The 15,850-nt window shown below is 72.1% G+C and carries 13 protein-coding genes; 6 read left to right on the top strand and 7 right to left on the bottom strand.

Features of this window, described 5'->3' with window-relative positions; translation table 11 throughout:
- Positions 1-413 precede the first annotated feature (413 nt).
- From ACFVX9_RS15905 to ACFVX9_RS15895, 3 genes are all read left to right on the top strand, one after another.
- Entirely contained in the window at positions 414-1,526 is a 1,113-nt protein-coding gene (locus ACFVX9_RS15905; RefSeq protein WP_159398359.1) for a helix-turn-helix transcriptional regulator, read from the top strand.
- Positions 1,513-1,959, top strand: a complete 447-nt coding sequence (locus tag ACFVX9_RS15900; protein WP_159398358.1) for a hypothetical protein — start codon at positions 1,513-1,515, stop codon at positions 1,957-1,959. The genes ACFVX9_RS15905 and ACFVX9_RS15900 overlap by 14 nt, the downstream gene beginning before the upstream one ends.
- A gap of 196 nt (positions 1,960-2,155) precedes the next feature.
- Positions 2,156-2,998, top strand: coding sequence for an SAM-dependent methyltransferase (locus ACFVX9_RS15895; RefSeq protein ID WP_387982079.1), 843 nt, complete (start codon positions 2,156-2,158; stop codon positions 2,996-2,998).
- Here the strand turns inward: ACFVX9_RS15895 and ACFVX9_RS15890 are convergent.
- Positions 2,992-3,927 (bottom strand): helix-turn-helix domain-containing protein, encoded by a 936-nt coding sequence (locus ACFVX9_RS15890; protein WP_380339795.1) that lies wholly within the window; start codon positions 3,925-3,927, stop codon positions 2,992-2,994. The two genes, ACFVX9_RS15895 and ACFVX9_RS15890, sit on opposite strands and share 7 nt — an antisense overlap.
- A 95-nt stretch (positions 3,928-4,022) precedes the next feature.
- Positions 4,023-4,265, bottom strand: a complete 243-nt coding sequence (locus ACFVX9_RS15885) for a DUF397 domain-containing protein (protein ID WP_380339792.1) — start codon at positions 4,263-4,265, stop codon at positions 4,023-4,025.
- Between the two features lie 237 nt (positions 4,266-4,502).
- On the opposite strand from ACFVX9_RS15885, the gene ACFVX9_RS15880 reads away from it, so the two are divergent.
- Positions 4,503-4,949: a hypothetical protein gene (locus tag ACFVX9_RS15880; protein WP_380486091.1), complete on the top strand. Its 447-nt coding sequence runs from the start codon at positions 4,503-4,505 to the stop codon at positions 4,947-4,949.
- A 283-nt stretch (positions 4,950-5,232) separates the two neighbouring features.
- Here ACFVX9_RS15880 and ACFVX9_RS15875 read toward each other — a convergent pair whose 3' ends face one another.
- Positions 5,233-5,655, bottom strand: coding sequence for a hypothetical protein (locus tag ACFVX9_RS15875; protein WP_380370677.1), 423 nt, complete (start codon positions 5,653-5,655; stop codon positions 5,233-5,235).
- Positions 5,656-5,927: 272 nt separating this feature from the next.
- Here ACFVX9_RS15875 and ACFVX9_RS15870 point away from each other — a divergent pair, with 272 nt between their 5' ends.
- On the top strand, positions 5,928-8,087 hold the full coding sequence (locus ACFVX9_RS15870) for an NB-ARC domain-containing protein (RefSeq protein WP_380370675.1): 2,160 nt from the start codon (positions 5,928-5,930) through the stop codon (positions 8,085-8,087).
- Here ACFVX9_RS15870 and ACFVX9_RS15865 read toward each other — a convergent pair.
- From ACFVX9_RS15865 to ACFVX9_RS15855, 3 genes are all read right to left on the bottom strand, one after another.
- A complete protein-coding gene (locus tag ACFVX9_RS15865; RefSeq protein ID WP_387982076.1) occupies positions 8,027-9,718 on the bottom strand; it encodes a hypothetical protein in 1,692 nt (563 codons plus the stop codon). The genes ACFVX9_RS15870 and ACFVX9_RS15865 overlap by 61 nt on opposite strands.
- A gap of 532 nt (positions 9,719-10,250) precedes the next feature.
- Positions 10,251-10,913 (bottom strand): hypothetical protein, encoded by a 663-nt coding sequence (locus tag ACFVX9_RS15860; RefSeq protein WP_380486097.1) that lies wholly within the window; start codon positions 10,911-10,913, stop codon positions 10,251-10,253.
- Positions 10,910-11,470 carry an RNA polymerase sigma factor gene (locus ACFVX9_RS15855; protein ID WP_387982074.1) on the bottom strand — a complete coding sequence of 187 codons (561 nt, stop codon included), beginning with the start codon at positions 11,468-11,470 and terminating at the stop codon, positions 10,910-10,912. The genes ACFVX9_RS15860 and ACFVX9_RS15855 overlap by 4 nt, the downstream gene beginning before the upstream one ends.
- A 441-nt stretch (positions 11,471-11,911) precedes the next feature.
- Here ACFVX9_RS15855 and ACFVX9_RS15850 point away from each other — a divergent pair, with 441 nt between their 5' ends.
- On the top strand, positions 11,912-12,727 hold the full coding sequence (locus tag ACFVX9_RS15850; RefSeq protein ID WP_380370665.1) for an SAM-dependent methyltransferase: 816 nt from the start codon (positions 11,912-11,914) through the stop codon (positions 12,725-12,727).
- A 192-nt stretch (positions 12,728-12,919) separates the two neighbouring features.
- On the opposite strand, the gene ACFVX9_RS15845 is transcribed toward ACFVX9_RS15850, so the two are convergent.
- Complete coding sequence (locus tag ACFVX9_RS15845; protein WP_387982073.1) at positions 12,920-15,529, bottom strand: ABC transporter permease; 2,610 nt, start codon at positions 15,527-15,529, stop codon at positions 12,920-12,922.
- Positions 15,530-15,850: the final 321 nt, after the last annotated feature.

The raw sequence follows: 15,850 nt of genomic DNA, 5'->3' as shown, positions 1-15,850 counted from the left end.
GGCCCGGAGCGGAGGAGTGTCATGCACTGCTACGCCCTCACGGGGCGGTTGATGCGTCCCGTGATCACCACCGAACGTACCAGTGTCCCGCTGCCGGCCCGAAGGCCGTCCGGCTTTGATTACTGGCGAGTTTCGGTCTCCCTCGGTTCGGTCTCCTCGGCCGCGAATGTGCCGCTGGCATGTGCCGACAGACGGTCGGGGCGGCGGTTCGCCGGAATCGGCGCTCTGGTCACCGCCGCCGGTCAGGCGCGATGCCGGTTCCGGCGGCTGCGGCTGCACCCGTAGCAGGGCGGTCGGGGGGCGTCCGCCGTGGCGGACGCGCCCCGGTCCGTCGGCCCCGGGGGCGCCGCGCGCCGCGGCCCGCCCCCGGGGGTGGAAATACCGCCGAGGGAGAGAGAAAAGAGCGGGTGAGGATGGCGGGATGGGTGACGGTGGTGTGTGCGCTGCCGTCGTGCGGAGAGGTGTTCAGGCGGCCGGTCAGGGCCGGGCGACCCCGGCTGTACCACCGGGTGGCGTGCCAGAAACAGGCGCAGAGGCTGCGGGACGCGGCCAAGGGGGCGGCGCGCCGCCCCGCCCGGGCGGCCGGGGGCTGGGGGCAACTGGTGGCGGAGGACGTGCACGCGGGTGCCGGCCGGCTGCTGGAGGCGCAGGCGCGCCGGGCGCCGTTGACGGTGAGGCTGGCGTGCGCGCGGGCGCTGCGGGGTGACGCCGACCACTATGTGGCGGCCGTCGTCCGCGACGCACGGGCCGACGGGATGGAGTGGGGGGAGATCGGGTCGGCGCTGGGCGTCCAGCCGGACTCGGCCCGGCGCCGGTGGACCCTGCGGCGGGTGGAACAGCAGCTGAGCCGGCGTTCGAACCGGCAGGCCCCGCCCGCGCCGGGGACCGCTTCGGGCGCGGCACCGGCCGCGCCGGCACCGGCCTCGGCGGGGGAGCCGGAGCCGGATTCGGGACCCCGTGCGGGGCTGCTCGCCGCGGCGCTGACGGCGCTGCAGGAGCGCAGCAGGGTGAGCCCGCAGGCCGCCGCGGAGCTGGCCGGGTGCTCGCCGTCGTACGTCTCGCGCATCCTCGCCGGGGACCGGGTGCCGACGTGGCCGGTCCTGCAGACGCTGGCGCGGGCCTTCGGCGGGGTGCCGGAGGAGCTGCGGCTGCTGTGGGAGGTGGCCCAGGGCGCCGAGCGCCCGGGGCGGGTGTCGGTGGCGGGTGCCGCCGACCAGATGCTGCGGGCGATCCGGGGCCTGCACCTGGCGGCCGGGCAGCCCGACGCCGAAGCCGTGTGCGCCCTCGCCCGGGGGGTGTCGGCGGAGCTGGTGCGATCGGTGCTGGCGGGCGAGACCGTGCCGGACTGGCCGGTGGTCAGCCAGCTGGCCGCGGCGCTGGGCGGGCACCCGGGCGACCTGCGCCCGTACTGGGAACGCATGCACTACGCGGCGCTCGCGGCCGTCTACTCCGACGAGTTCGGACCGTCCGGGTGCTTCGCGCGCTCGGCGGCGCCGGAAGGGGGCGAGGACCGTGACGGGGGCTGAGGCGGTGGGCCTGGACGCGTTCGTCCAACGCCGCCGCGGCCTGTACCGGGGGTACGCGGTGGCCCGGCTGGGCCGTACGCCCGCGGCCGGCGAGGTCGTCGACCATGTCGTGGAGGCACTGGTGGCGTGCTGGCCTCGGCTGGTGTGCGAGCGCAGCCCTGCGGCCGGAGCGTGGGTGTTGGTGCGCGAGGCGGTGTCCCTGCACTGCCGGATGCCGTACGGCCAGGACGGCGAGGACGTGCTGCACCGCCTGCTGCCCGTCGCGGCGGCCGACGCCGCCGTCCTGCACTACCGGCTGGGGATGCGACTGACCGAGGCCGCGGACCTGATGGGCGTCGAACCGGCGGCTGCGGCCGGGCTGGTGCTCGCCGCCGAGCGGGGGCTGCCGCGCGCCCTGGTCGGCGAACTCGCCTTCGGCCCCGGAAGGGCGTGACCGAAGGGGGCGGCTCCGGCGGGCGTGGAGTGAAAGGGGTGGCGCGGGATTTCGTACCTGCGCCACCCCTTCGCTCAGGTGCGCCATAACATCCGCCCGGAGTTCAGCCTTACGGGTTCCGAGACCCTTTAACAACCTGGCGCAGTGTCATGTAGCGCTCTAGCATGGGCACTTCGATCAAGGGGCCGAGCCAGGGGTGGTCGCGTTGGAACCGGATGCGGAAATCGTTTCTCCCGTCACCTACGATCCGGCCGTTCCGAGCGTGGCCCGCATGTACGACCTCCTGCTGGGCGGGCACGCGCACTTCCAGTCCGACCGTGACGGGGTGCGCGATCTGCTGAAGGTCGCACCGAGCAGCGTCGAGGTCGCGGCGATCAACCGGGCGTTCCTGGTGCGCACGGTGCAGACGCTGGTGCGTGACTACGGGGTGCGGCAGTTCATCGACCACGGCTCGGGCCTGCCGACCCAGCGCAACGTGCACCAGATAGCTCAGGAGATCGACGACAGCTGCCGGGTCGTGTACATCGACAACGACCCGATGGTGATGCACACCGGCCGAACCCTGTTGGCCGGGAACCCGAACACGGCCGTCGTCCACGCCGACATGCGCGACACCGACGAGATCTTCTCCAGCAAGGCCGTGCAGGACCTGATCCTGCCCCGGGTGCCGACGGCGGCGCTGTTCGTCTCCGTCCTGCACTGCATCCCGGAGAAGGGATCCGTCCCGCCCGCGCGGCTCGTGCGCCAGGTCCGTGATCGGCTGCCCGCCGACGCCCCCGCCTACATGGCCATCTCCCAGCTCGTCAGCCCCCATCTCGACGTCCGCCGGCGGATCACGGACCTGATGGCCGACCTCACCCAGCGCCATTGGGGGGAGGTCCGTACGGAAGAGGACGTGGTCGGCTACTTCGAAGGCATGGAGATCCTCGACCCCGGTGTGGTGGAGGTGTCGCAGTGGCGTCCCGACCCGGCCGCTGCCCGGACGGCGCAGACGAGCGACGAGTGGACGGAGTTCGGCGGCGTCGCCAGGGCTCACTGACCGGGGCGGCGCATCCTGCCCCGGTGGATCCCGATCGCCTCGTCGATGAGCGCCAGGCCGACCTCGTAGTCGGCGACGTGGAACAAAAGGGTGTTCAGCAGGTCCGCGTAACGCTCGACGTCCGGGTCCTTGCTCAGGTAGATGGCCCCGATGCCGGGGCCCTCGACGTAGACGACGTCGCTCGGGCCGCCGTACTCGAAGGCGAGGTGGGTGAAGGCCCCCGACGGCGGGGTCAGGTCCGCGGTGAACGGCAGGATCGCCACATGCACGTTCGGCCGCCGGCTGAGCTCCTTGAGGTGCTCCAGCTGCCCGATCATGACCTCGGGGCCTCCGGTGTTGCGGTACAGCACGCTCTCGTCCAGCAGGGCCACGACCGTGCGGTCGGCGTCGTCCAGCAGCCGGGTGCGGTCCATGCGCTGGCTCACCCGGCGCTCGATCTCCTCGGCGGGGGCTCGGGGCAGGCCGGCCTTGATCATCCGCCGCGCGTAGGCGCACGTCTGCAGCGGCCCGGGCACCACTCCGCCCTCCCAGTACTGGATGCGGGCGGACTCGACCTCCAGCCCGATCATGCGCCTGAACCAGCCGGGTGTGATGTCGGCGTACTCGGCCGCGAACGGTCCCGCCACGACCCGCTCCAGAAGCACGTCGACGTGCGCGCGGACCTCGGGGCCGACGCCGTAGATCGTGATCAGGTCGTTGACGTCCCTCTTGGAGGGGGTGCTCTCCCCGCGCTCCATCCGGCTCAGCTTCGACGCCGACGCCCGGATCCGGGGAGCGACGTCCGACAGACGCAGCCGCCGCTCCTCCCGCAGCGACCGCAGCACCGTGCCCAGGACCTTCGCCGCGCCCACCGGTCCGCTCCAGTGGAGCTTGCGTACCTCGTCGCCGTCCGGGTCGCTCGGCGTGGGACGGTCCGGGAGGGCGGGCATGCGGGACTCCTGAGGGCGCGGTTTCGGGAAAGCACTATCCCACGGCGCCCATCCCGCATACCCGCCGTTCTATAGATCCCACGGAATCGGGCCGATCAGCGGTGGAACACGTGATCGAAAGCCCTGTTCTCCATGGCCCAGGCGAAGGCCTCGGCCTCGCCGCGGTTGAAGACCAGGGCGGGCCCTTCCTTGTCGCGGGAGTTGCGGAAGGCGACGGCGCCGTCCGGCAGCGGTCCGACTTCGACGCAGTTCCCCACCTCGCGACTGCTCGGGCTCTTCACCCATTCCACGTCCAGCGAATCGGCGCGGACCCCGTTCTCCGGCATTTCGACAGTCATTCGATTCTTCCCCTTCCCATCGCACGGACATGCGGACGGCCGAGGCCGTTTGCAATCCCATTTGCAATTGCAAATGCCCGGCCCGGGAATGCTAGCGGCAGCCGATTCGAACGCGGTGTCCTCCAAACGGGTGTCGTTTTTCGGGCCTCGCCGTACCACCCCCGGGGCGGTTGCGGCCCGTGACGGGCGGGAAACGTTGCGCAGACACCCGCCGCACCCCAGCATCGGAGGACACCCGTGATCGGGCCCCAGGACCACGCCCATCCGCGCTTCGACCGCGACCTGGCCCTGGGACTGGGAGTGCCCAGAGCAGCGGCGCGACACCTGCCCGGCACCCCGGACGCCGCCACGGCGGCCCGCGACTTCGCCCGGGCGACCGTCGCCCACTGGCGCACGCCCGTCACCGCGCAGGCGCTCGACGAAGCCGTCGAGGGCCTGCTGCACGGCTTCGACCTGCACGGCTTCGAGCGCGAAGAGGGATGGCTCAGCCTCGTCGAAGCCCCCGACGCACTCCTGCTCGTCCTCACCCCGGCCCACTCCCCACCCGCCGAAGGAGCTGCCGACGCATTACGGGCCACGCCGGACGCCACCTCCACCGGCACGGCGGCCGAACACTGGACCAGGATCCCCTTCCCCGGCAGCCCCCGCACCCACAGCGCCCCGCCGCCGGCCGCAAGCAGGTGACCGCGACGCCCGGCCACGAGTCGGGACCGGAGCCCTGCTGCCAAGACGACGACTATGAAAGCGAGTTCAACCCGGAACCGAAGGGGGCCAGGCCCATGGACGTGGCGGTGCGTATCGCGCAGCGAGAGGACGCGGACGCGCTGCTGGAGCGCAGCGCGCTGGCCGTTTCTGCCCGCAAACTGGGGCACCGGAGGGGACCGGCGCCCCAGTCGCTCTCGTCGTTCCTGCGGCGGGTCGCTGGTGCAGCCGATCTTTCCGGCGGCTGCCCGAGCCCGAGGGGGTGTTAGCTGCCGTCATTGCCTCGCGGGGTGCCCGGCATGTTGAAGGTGAGGTTGGAGAAGTCTCGTCCCTGGACGATCGTTCCGTTCTGCGTTCCGCCGCTGATGGTGTTGTGGACGGAGCTCGTGGAGTCGGCCGTTGTCTGGGCCCACCATTCATCGAGAAGCACTCGGAAGTCCGGGTCCAAGGCGGCTCGTACGCCGAGGGCGGTCGCCAACGCCTGGGCTCGTCCGGGATCGGCGGGCACCGCCTCCAGGGCGGCGACTTCCACCTCGCCTGAGCTGATCCCGGGCAACTCCTCCTGCTCTCCGCCACGGCGGAAAGGCCGCCTCACCAGTGCGGACAGCCCCTGCCATGCCTGGCGTCCGGCCTCGCCGGCGACGCTGCCCGCCAGTGCTGTGAGGGCGGCGGCGGTGATCGGATCCAAAGTGGTGCTCCTTCGGTCATCGGTGTCGGTCGTTCACACCATAGGGAGAGCCGGCCGGGGAGGCACAGGTTTCTCCTCGCGGGGGCCTGCGGATCGGCGAGACTCGGCCGCGTGAGGTGTGGCGGACTCGGCTTTGTGGGCCTCGTGTGGCATGTCCCGCTCGTATCGGTCGAACCGTCGTCTTCCGGGCGGTCCTTCCAGTAACGTGACCTCGTTGGCGATCCGGAGAGGCGGTGGGCTGCGTGAACGGGCCGGAGGGCGCGGAGCACCCCGTGCCACCGCACGTGGTCAACAGCCTGCCAGGGACCGTGCACGGCCAACTCGCGCAAGTGGGCAGCGTCCATGGCGGCATCACCTTCAACTACCACTCGGCGCCGTCCCCGGGGCCGGGGACGGCGCGCCAGCGCCCCGACCAGGTGCCCCGGCCGCCGCGCCGCTTCGTCAACCGTGAGTGGGCGCTCGCTGAGTTGGACAGGGCGTTAGCGGGCGGGGAGGACGCCCAGGGATGTCCCATCGGAGTGTTCAGCGGTCTTCCCGGCATTGGGAAGACCGCCGCTGCCCGCCAGTGGGCCCACCGTCATCAGGAACGCTTTCCGGGCGGCCAGTTCTATGTGGACTTCGGGGCCTTGGGTGGCGGTGCCAGCGGGGACGTCTCAGAGGCGCTGGCGATGTGCCTGCGCGGTCTCGGCGTGTACGACCCCTATCTACCAACCAGGCTTGCCGACCGTGCGGCGCTCTACCGCACCCTGTCGGCGGACCGGCGGATGCTGGTGGTACTCGACGATGTCAGCCACCCGGCCCAGGTCACTGCCCTACTGCCGCAGGGAGCCAGCAGCGCGGTGCTCGCCACCAGCACCTGGCGGCTGGGGGAGCTCGCCCTCGACGGGGCGGCGCTACTCCAGCTCGATGTGCTTGACCAGGAGAGCTCGCTGGAACTGCTGGCCGCACTCTGCGGGGAGCGGCGAGTCGAGACCGAGCCGGAGGCCGCGGCCGAACTGGTCGGGCTGTGCGGCGGCTTGCCGATGGCGGTGCGGCTGTGTGCCGCCCGTTTGGTGACCCACCGGCGATTGACGATCGGTTCGTTGGTCGGTGAACTGGCCGACGAGCAGGACCGCTTCCGTCGGATCGCCGAGTCGTCCGGCCACGAGGAGCGCACCATGGCGGCAGCACTCGAACTGGTCTACCGGGGCCTCCCCACCACCGGTGCAGGGGTCTACCGGATCCTGGGCTGCCTTCCCAATCGGGCTTTCGACACCGCGCTGGTGGCGCTGGCCTCCGGGTACTCCCGGGAGGCTGCGCAGGAGGCACTGGACACCCTCGAAGCGGCGAGCCTGCTGACCGGGACCGAAGACGGACGGTACGTGATGCACGGTCTGGTCCGGCTCCATGCACGGGACATGGCCCGTCGGCTCGACCCGCCCGGCACGGAGCGGGAGGTGGTCCGCCGGGTCAGCGGTCACTACCGCGCCCTGGCCGTCCTGGCAGATCTCGCCGTACGGGCCGATCGGTTGAGGATCACCGAGCCCGCCGAGGTCCTCGGAACCAGTGGCTCCGGAGCGGACGCCGACGGCGCCGGGCCGTTCGGGACAACGGGAAGTCCCCGGCAGGATGCCCTGGACTGGCTGGAAGCCGAACGAGGTGACATCCTCGCCGTGATCAGGGCTGCCGGGACGTTCGGCTTCGACCGCCAGGTGTGGCAGCTGGCCGAGGTGTTCACTGTGCTCTTCCTGCATCACCGACACCTGGCGGACTGGCGCGAATCCCTGGAACTGGGGGCTGCCGCCGCGGCGCGCGACGGGCAGCCGGCGGCCGAGGCCAGGCTGCGCAGCCTGCTTTCCCGGCCGCTGCTCGACCTGGGTCGGGACGACGAGGCGTGGACGCAGTTGGAGGCTGCCGACCAGCTGGCAGTGGAGTCGGGCCACCTCGTCCTCCAGGCCTCGGTGCAGGAGTTCCTGGGCCGGTACTGGGACCGGCATGATCCGGCTCGCGCGATCGACGCGTACCGTGCCTCGCTCGCGCTCAACCTCCAGGCCGAGGAAGGGCGCGGGGCTGCCCTCGCCCGCTACTTCCTCGGCTGTGCGCAGAGCGTCGGCGGCGATCATGCCGCCGCCCTGGCCGGTCTCGCCTTGGCCAGGGAGGACCTGCTCGCCCGGGGCGACGCGCGGATGGCGGCGCGGGCGCTGGCGGACCTGGGGCGGACGAGGGCGCGGCTCGGGGATCGTGCCGGGGCAGTGGCCGATCTGCGGCAGGCGGTCATCGGCCTGCGCGAGGAGGAGGCGTCCCACTACGAGGCGCGGGCGCTTGAGGACCTCGCGGACCTGCTGGACGACCCGGCCGAGGTGCGGGACTGCCTGCGCAGGGCGCTCGCGGTCTACGAGGAAGGCGGCAGTCCCCGGGCGGCGGAAGTCCTGTCCCGACTCGCCAGGGGCTGATCGACTGCTGCCGGGTGGTGCGTTCGGAGCAGCAGCTCCTGACCGAGGGTTCCGCAACGCAGCGTCACTGCGATGCCGTCCGGTGGTACCCCGAGGCGCAGACAGGTGTATACCGCCGCGGCAGCCGCTCCCGGGTCAGGGCACGGTCTGGCGGTAGCGGTAGCGGTAGCGGTGGTGGTGACCTCGACTGTACTGCCGCCGCGCAGGCCGACCAGGCACCCGTTCTCGGCCGACACCGCGGCCAGCCTCGCGCCGGGGAAGTCGGTCAGCAATTCGGTGATCCGCCGCCGACCGTCGTCGGCGGCGAAGACTGACGAGCGGGCCAGGATAGTGGTGGCACTCTCGGTGAGTCGAGTGTCCGGCTCGTCCACGTCGCAGGCCAGATGCCGGAACGAGTCCGCCGTCTCCGCCAGCTCACCGACCAGCGCGGCCGGGAAGCGGCGCAAGTCCACCTCGATCGCGTCGTTCCGGCGTCTGGTGATCGTGGTGTGGACCAGCAGGGAACAGGGCGGTGCCGCGCCCGGGGCCGGCAGCGGAAAGGCACGGGCGGTACGGGGGGGCTGCTTGGGCCGGGCCAGGCCGAGCAGGTGGTAGACCGTCTCGCGGAGCCGGGGGAGTGCCTCGCCGGGGGCGGCGAACGCCTCGGAGGTGACCTGCTCGTAGCGGCCCGGGCGGTGATCGGCGAGTGCCGCCTCAAGTTGTCCGGGTAGGGGCCGCGCGGTGTCCAGCCGGGGTGCGGCCGTACGCAGAGCCCAGCCTGCCGTGCCGGGGACGGCCTCGGAGCCGAAGGCGGCGAGCAATACGGGGCGTCCGATCGCTGCTCCGTACATGGTCACCGAACCGTGGTCCCCGACCACCAGATCCGAGGCGACCAGGGCTTGCTGCCAGCCGTTCGTCGGGTCGGTGGTGGTCAGTCCGGCCTCCACCGCGGTTCGTTGGAGGACACCAACCTGCCAAGCGCCGTGCCCGGACCACACGTTGGGGTGCAGGACAAGGGCGACTCGGTACTCGTCGGCCGGTAGCTGGGCCAACAACTCGGCGGGCAGACCCGGGTGGCGTCCGGCCAGTGACTCCGTGCCCCAGGTCGAGGTCACCAGCACCAGGCGTTGGCCCGGCAGGACGCCCAGGGCGGACCGGTATCGTTCGCGCCATCGGCCGCTGGCGAGGAGCCGGTCGTAGCAGGGGTCGCCCACCAGGACGGTTCTGCCCGCCGTACCGGGGTGGAATGACGCCAGCTGGGCCTCCTGGGCGGGGTGTGACACCGCGAGCCAGGCCCGGCGGGCCGCCAACAGCGCGTCCGGAACCAGGCCGGACAGACGGGTGCCCGCGCTGGCCGAGTCGGGGACCTGCTTCTGGAAGCCGATGCCATGGGGCAGGACCAGGATCGGGTAGTCGCCCGGTGGGACGGTGAGGTTCTCGGAAGCGGAGATCACCAGGTCGGGATCGCACTCGGCGAGTTGCGGCCAGGGCATGGTGCGGCAGCGCAGTGAACGGAGCAGGTCGAGGACACCGTCGTTGAAGGCCGACGTCGGGTCGTAGCCGAAGACCACGGTGATCCGGGCGTCGTCGTGGAGTATCTCGGGAACCACGTCCAGGACGCGCACGAGCGAGGTGACTGTCCGCGCGGCCACGACCACGGTCCGTTCGCCATCGAAGGTTCGCCAGCGGTCGGCACCCGCCCCTACGGGGACGTGAATGCGCTCATCGGGATCCATCGTGCACCTCCGCTTGACCGCAGGATCCCACAGAGCCGTTCAGGCGGCTCGCGGCTCGCGGCTCGCGGCTCGCGGCTCGCGGCTCGCGGCTCGCGGCATTCTCCCTACCCCATAGCGGAACGTAGAGCAACCGTTTCACCTCCCTGCTGCCAGAAGCGCGCGACGCCGGGCCATGAACAGGCTCCGTTCAGGTGGCCAGCCTATCCGCTCCAGGGAAACGCGCTGGTCAGGGGCATGGAGGTCTGAGTTGGCACGGAGGGTACCGATGTCAGGGCTCCTGCCTGGGTGACCGAGCTGTACGAACAGCAACTCCCGGGCCTCGCCGATCCATGCCGAATCTACGGTGCATTCGGTTCGTCCCGGGCGCCGTGGCCGGCACTGCTCGTGCAGTGCCGGCCGGGGGCCTTTTCTCGTCCGCCCCTGGGGGAGGCGGGGGTTCGTGTGGTCGCTAGCGTTCGTCGGTGAGGTCGCGGACGAGGGTGCTGCTCATCTGGGGGAGTTCGCCGTACTCGGGGTCGTCGGCGGCGACGGGGAGTTGGTGGATCACGGCCGCGAGGCGGGGGGGCAGCTTCACGTCGAGGCCGTAGTGGCACCGGGCGAGGATGTCGGTGAGCACCTGGGCCGGCAGCAGTGCGTGAGGGGTGCCCAGGACGCGCTGTGGCGGGCGGGGTTTGGTGGCCAGTGCTTCGGCCTGTTGGCGCCAGACCTCCGCGTCCAGGAACTCCCCGAGGCTGCGGTGCAGCAGGCTCAGGAACGATGCGGAGGTGTAGGAACCGCCGCCGGCCGCGAACTGCCACCAGAACTGGGCGCCGTCGCGATGGCCCGCGACGTACAGCAGCGCGCCGAGGACGAGGGCGCCCTCGGGGTGGATCTGCGCGCCGTTGACGAGGAGGCCCAGGGAGGCCGCGGCGGACGGCATCGAGAGGACCAGGGACGCGGCGAGGTCGAGTTCGTGGGCCGCCTGCCTGTGCTCGGAGGACAGCGGACTCGGGGCGGTCAGCAGCCGCTCCCAGGAGACGCCCGTACCCCCCGGCTGCGGCCGCGGGGCCCGGGTGGGCACGTGGATGCCGGCCATGTTCGGGTGCAGGGCCCGGTCGTGTTCGGTGCTCACCGGCTCTCCCCGCGTCGGCCGCCGAGCGCCGCGGCCAGACGGTCGAGGGCCTGGCTCGCGGTCGAACGGACGTTGGCCTCGGTCGTCCCCAGGCAGTCGGCGATCTGCTCGTCCGGCAGGTCGAGGAGGTACCGCAGCACGATCACGTCGTGCCGCCGTTCGGACAACCTCCGTATCGCGACGTACAGTTGCTCGTGGCTGCCCTCGCTCTCCATCAGGTGCTGCGCCCGCTCGGCGGCGATCCGCACCGCGTAGACCCACCCGGGGACGCTCGCCTGGGTGGGCAGCGGCTCGCCGTTCATCATCAGTTCCGCCAAGGCGGCGCCGATCTCCTCCTTGAGGATCGTCCAGGCGTGGAACGGCGGGATCTGCTCGCGCAGGATGCGCGGCCACTCCTTCCACACGCGGACCTTCGCGATCTCCACCGCTCTGTGTGCGGCGTCGTCGTCGCGAAGGCGCGCGCGGGCGAACCCGCTCCACGCCCCCTCGTGCGTGTCGCAGAACGCGTCGAACGTCAGGCGGTCCCGGCCTCCGACCACCCAGTCGCTCTCGGTCACGTCCCATTCCTCCCCTGCGGCACGCCTGTCGGCTGCCGTCCGGTGCGGGCCGCCGACCGTGGTGGAACCCCATGGCCGTACGGCGGTCACAGCGGGAACTCGCTTCCCTGGTAGGAACATTAAGGCGGATTGGATGCCGAGATGTTAAACCGCGGCAAGGTGTTTCGAGATCAGACACAAGGCGCGGCGGATGATGGAGATACTGTGCTCGAACATGGTCGGAGTGGGTCACTACATGCTCTGATTCGGTCGTCCTGCTGCACGGTCGCGTCGTCACCGGCAGCGGCCCTTGATTGGCCGTTCGGGCGTGTGGGCATAGTGGAAGGGGCCGCGCCAGGGTTCGCCACCGCTCGCCACGGTGGCGCGGGCGCGGATCGGTCCTGTCCTGCGCAGGGCGAGTCGATGATGCATCAGGGGGAACGCATGACTCAGGGGGAACGCATGACGGACGGCACCGCCGGGACCGACGACGTAGAGGTCAACCTCGACATACACCTGGCGCACTCCGCGCGGATGTACGACTACTACCTCGGCGGCACGACGAACTTCCCCGCCGACCGTGAGGCCGCCGGCCGGGCCCTGGCGGTCTTCCCCTACGCCCGCTCCGCCGCGCGCGCCAACCGCGCCTTCATGCGCCGGTCGACGCACCTGCTCGCCGAGGCCGGCATCCGGCAGTTCCTCGACATCGGCACCGGGATCCCCACCTCGCCGAACCTGCACGAGGTCGCGCAGTCCGTCGCACCGGACGCCAAGGTCGTCTACGCCGACAACGACCCGATCGTGCTCCTCCACGCCAAGGCGCTTCTGCACGGCACCGAACAGGGCGTCACCGCCTACGTGCAGGCCGATGTGCGTGAGCCCGCAGACCTGTTGGACTCGGCCCGGGCGATCCTGGACTTCACCCAGCCGATAGCGCTCAGCATGAACGCCCTGCTGCACTTCGTGCCGTTCGAGGCCCAGCGGATCACCGAAGGCCTCAAGGCACAACTGCCCGACGGTTCCGCGCTGGTGATCAGCCACTTCACGCAGGACTTCGCCGCCGAGGAGACCGCTCGGCTCATCCAGGTCTACACCGCCGCAGGAACCCCCGTCGCCGCCTGCACCCGCGACGAGTTCGCGCAGTTCTTCACCGGGTGGAACCTCATGGAGCCGGGCGTCGCCGCCACTCCGCGCTGGCACCCGGCGCCTGCGGACGACACCGAGCACATCACCGACGCGGCGGCCTCCTGCTACGGGGCCGTCGCCATCCGCCCCTGAGCCGTGCTCCCAGTCTGGCAGCTCCCAGTCCGGCAGCTCCCAGTCTGGCAGCTTCGAAGCCCGGATGTTCAAGCCCCGTGCATCGGCATTCCGGCCGCCGGGCGAACCACTCACCGCCGGCCCAACTCCGCAGGCCGCAGGAGCCGTTGTCAGTCCCGCCCCGCGGGCGGCATCAGCCGCTCGCCGGGCGGCTCACTCGCGCCCGCCGATCGCGTCGACCGGCGCCGGCCGCAGGGCGGACCGGGTGGCCATCGCGATCGAACCCCAGGAGAGCGCGACGGTGACCGCCACGATCGCGACGAGGCCGACGGGGGAGACGCTCGGAACGGGTGACCTCGTCAGCCCGAGGCTGATGCCGACCAGCGGCGGGATCGTCGCCAACAGACCGAACAGCAGCGCCGAGAAGACCACGATCCTGGCTTCGCCGTTCATCATCGCGCGGACCTGGGCCCGGTTGGCGCCGATGAGTCGCAGCATCGCGAACTCGCGCACCCGCGCCGCCGTCGCCATCACCAGGGTGTTCACCACGGCGATGGCGATGTAGCCCAACAGCACGGTCTGGAACAGGAGGTTGAGCGCCCAGCCACCCGAACCGCCGCCCCCGGGCGCGCCCTTGAACGCCTCCTGGCCGCCCACCTGGACCGTCGGGTAGCGCCCGACGGCGCCGCGCAGCGCGTCGGCGAGCGCCTTCGGGTCGGTCCCGTCCGCGGACCTGACCAGCACGGCGGTGTCGACCCGCGCGGTGGTGTGCGCGACGACGAGGTCGTTGGGCAGGGTGACGTCCCCGAAGCCCAGGCCCCGCTCGTAGACCGCCACCACCCGCGGCCTGATCGCCGTGCCGTCACCGAGCCGCAGGTCGACCGTCCCACCGCGCCGCGCATGGACGGTGTCCGCGACGACCCGGCTCAACGCCACCGTCTCGCCGCGCAGTTCCGCGGTGTCGCCGTCGACCACCCGGAGGTCCATGGTCTCGGAGAGCCGTTCGGGCGCGACGCCCTGGGCGGCGAAGACCTTGGTCGCGGTGCTGTCCTCGGACGGGAACGTCAGCAGCACCTGCATCCGTGCCACCGGCGTCGCCACGGCGGCGCCGGGCACGCCGCGCACGGCGTCCACGACCTCCGGGGACACCCCGGCGCCGGACGACGAGGTCAGCACGTGGTCGGCCCGCAGGCCGGCGTCGAGTTGGTCCCGCGACGCCGCGATCGTCGTGGAGGCGCCGAACACCTGCACGGCGGCCAAGGTCACGCCCATGGCCAGCGGGGTGACGGCCGAACCGAGCCGCCGCGCATGGGCCCGCGCGTTGGCCTGGGCGAGGAAGCCGGGGGCCGTGGACTGCCGGTTCAGGCGCGGGCCGAACAGCACGACGGCGCCTCTGACCAGCAGCGGGCCGACACAGCCCAGCGCCACGACGAACAACAGGACCGCGCTCGCCGCGGTGTCGGCGGCAGAGTCGCCCGACACCGCCACCCGGCCCGAGGTCAGCAACAGCCCGAGCGGGATCAGCAGGAAGCCGATGGCCAGCCGGACCCGGCCGATCCTCCCGGGCTCGACGGCGGCATCCCCGAGCGCCTCGACCGGGCTGGTCCCGGACACCCGGCGCGCGACCAGCCAGCCGCCGAGCCGGGCGCTGGTCATGCACAGCGCCAGCGAGGCGAGGAAGGGCAGCCACCCCACGTCCATCCGGAAGTCCGCGGGCATCGCGCCCGCGAGGACGAACGCGCCGCGCATCACGAACGCGATGACGACGCCGGGGATCGCGCCGACCAGGGCGCCCGCCAACGACACCAGGGTCATCTCGGCGCCGATCATCCGGTGGATCTGCCGGGGCGTCGCGCCGACGGCGCGCAGCAGGGCCAGTTCGCGCCTGCGCTGCTGCACCGACAGCGCGAGGGTGCTCGCCACCACGAACACCACGATCAGCACCATGGTGCCGCCGAACGACGCCGACGTCTCGACCACCAGGCTGCGGGCGTCGCCCACGTCCAAGAACTCCACATTGCCGCGCCCCGCGCCGGTGTGGGCCACCACGCCCGGCACGGCGGCCGTGATCCTGCCGGCCAGTTGCTCCGGGGTGACGTCGGGCCCGGCCCGCACACCGATCGCGTCCACCCGGTCCGGGCGGCCGGACAGCTCGGCCGCCCGGCCGTCGGTGAAGAACACCGCGGACTGGCGGCCCAACGCGCCCCCCTCCGGCGCGGCTACACCCACCACGCGGTACGACGACGCGACCGAGCCGACCACGAGCCGCACCGTCGCGCCGGGCGACACGTGGGCGCGCGCGGCGAGGCCCGCGTCGAGTACGACCTCGTCGGGCCCGGCGGGCGCGCTGCCCGCACGCACCGCGAACGGCCCGAGCACCGCGGCGGACCAGCCGTGCCCGACCACGGGGAAGCCGTCCGGGCCGCCCACCGCGCGGCCGTCCGGGGCCAGCACGCCGACCTCGACGCCGACATCGCCGACGGCGGACCGGACACCGGGCACGGCGGCGACGGCGGCGACCTTGTCGGCGGGCAGCGTGACGCGCTCGCTGTAGCGGACCTCGGAGCTCTCGTCCAGCCAGTACGACTGCTCCGCGCCGAGGATCACCGCCGCGCCCGAGTAGCGCTCGGGGGCCACCCCGGTGCTGAGCCCCGACATCAGCAGGATCCCGCACGCGGTGATCACCGCCGAGCCCGCGGCGATCGCGACGAAGGAGCCGACGAACCCGCCCTTGCGCCCCTTGATCGTGCTCCACGCCAGCGACAGGTCCCTGCGCTCCGGCACCACGAGGCGGACCAGCCTCCGGATGCGGCGGATCACCACGCGCCCAGGTGCGTCATGCGCGCCGCGACCTGCCCCGAGGCGGGCCGGCGCAGCCCGCCCGCGAGCCGCAACGCCGGCGTGACGATCTCCTCCACGGTCAGCGTGGTCATCGGGCTGCACACCCGGGGAAGGCACTCCTGCCAGAATCGGACGGTCCCATTCCGAGGGTGCGGGCGCCACGATGCAGTCCGATGCGTACGGCATCCAGCGCCGGTATCAGGCTCCTTGACGTGCCGTAACCCTTCGACGCCGTACCCCGGCGGATCGACCAGTCGGCGGATGCGGCACGCCACGCAGGTTGAGACATGCTCGGGGAGCCTA

Origin of the sequence: Kitasatospora sp. NPDC058243 (assembly GCF_042882025.1) — a bacterium.
GTDB lineage: Bacteria > Actinomycetota > Actinomycetes > Streptomycetales > Streptomycetaceae > Kitasatospora.
Note: the sequence above shows the minus strand (reverse complement) of the source record. Positions and strands in the feature narration are given on the sequence as shown.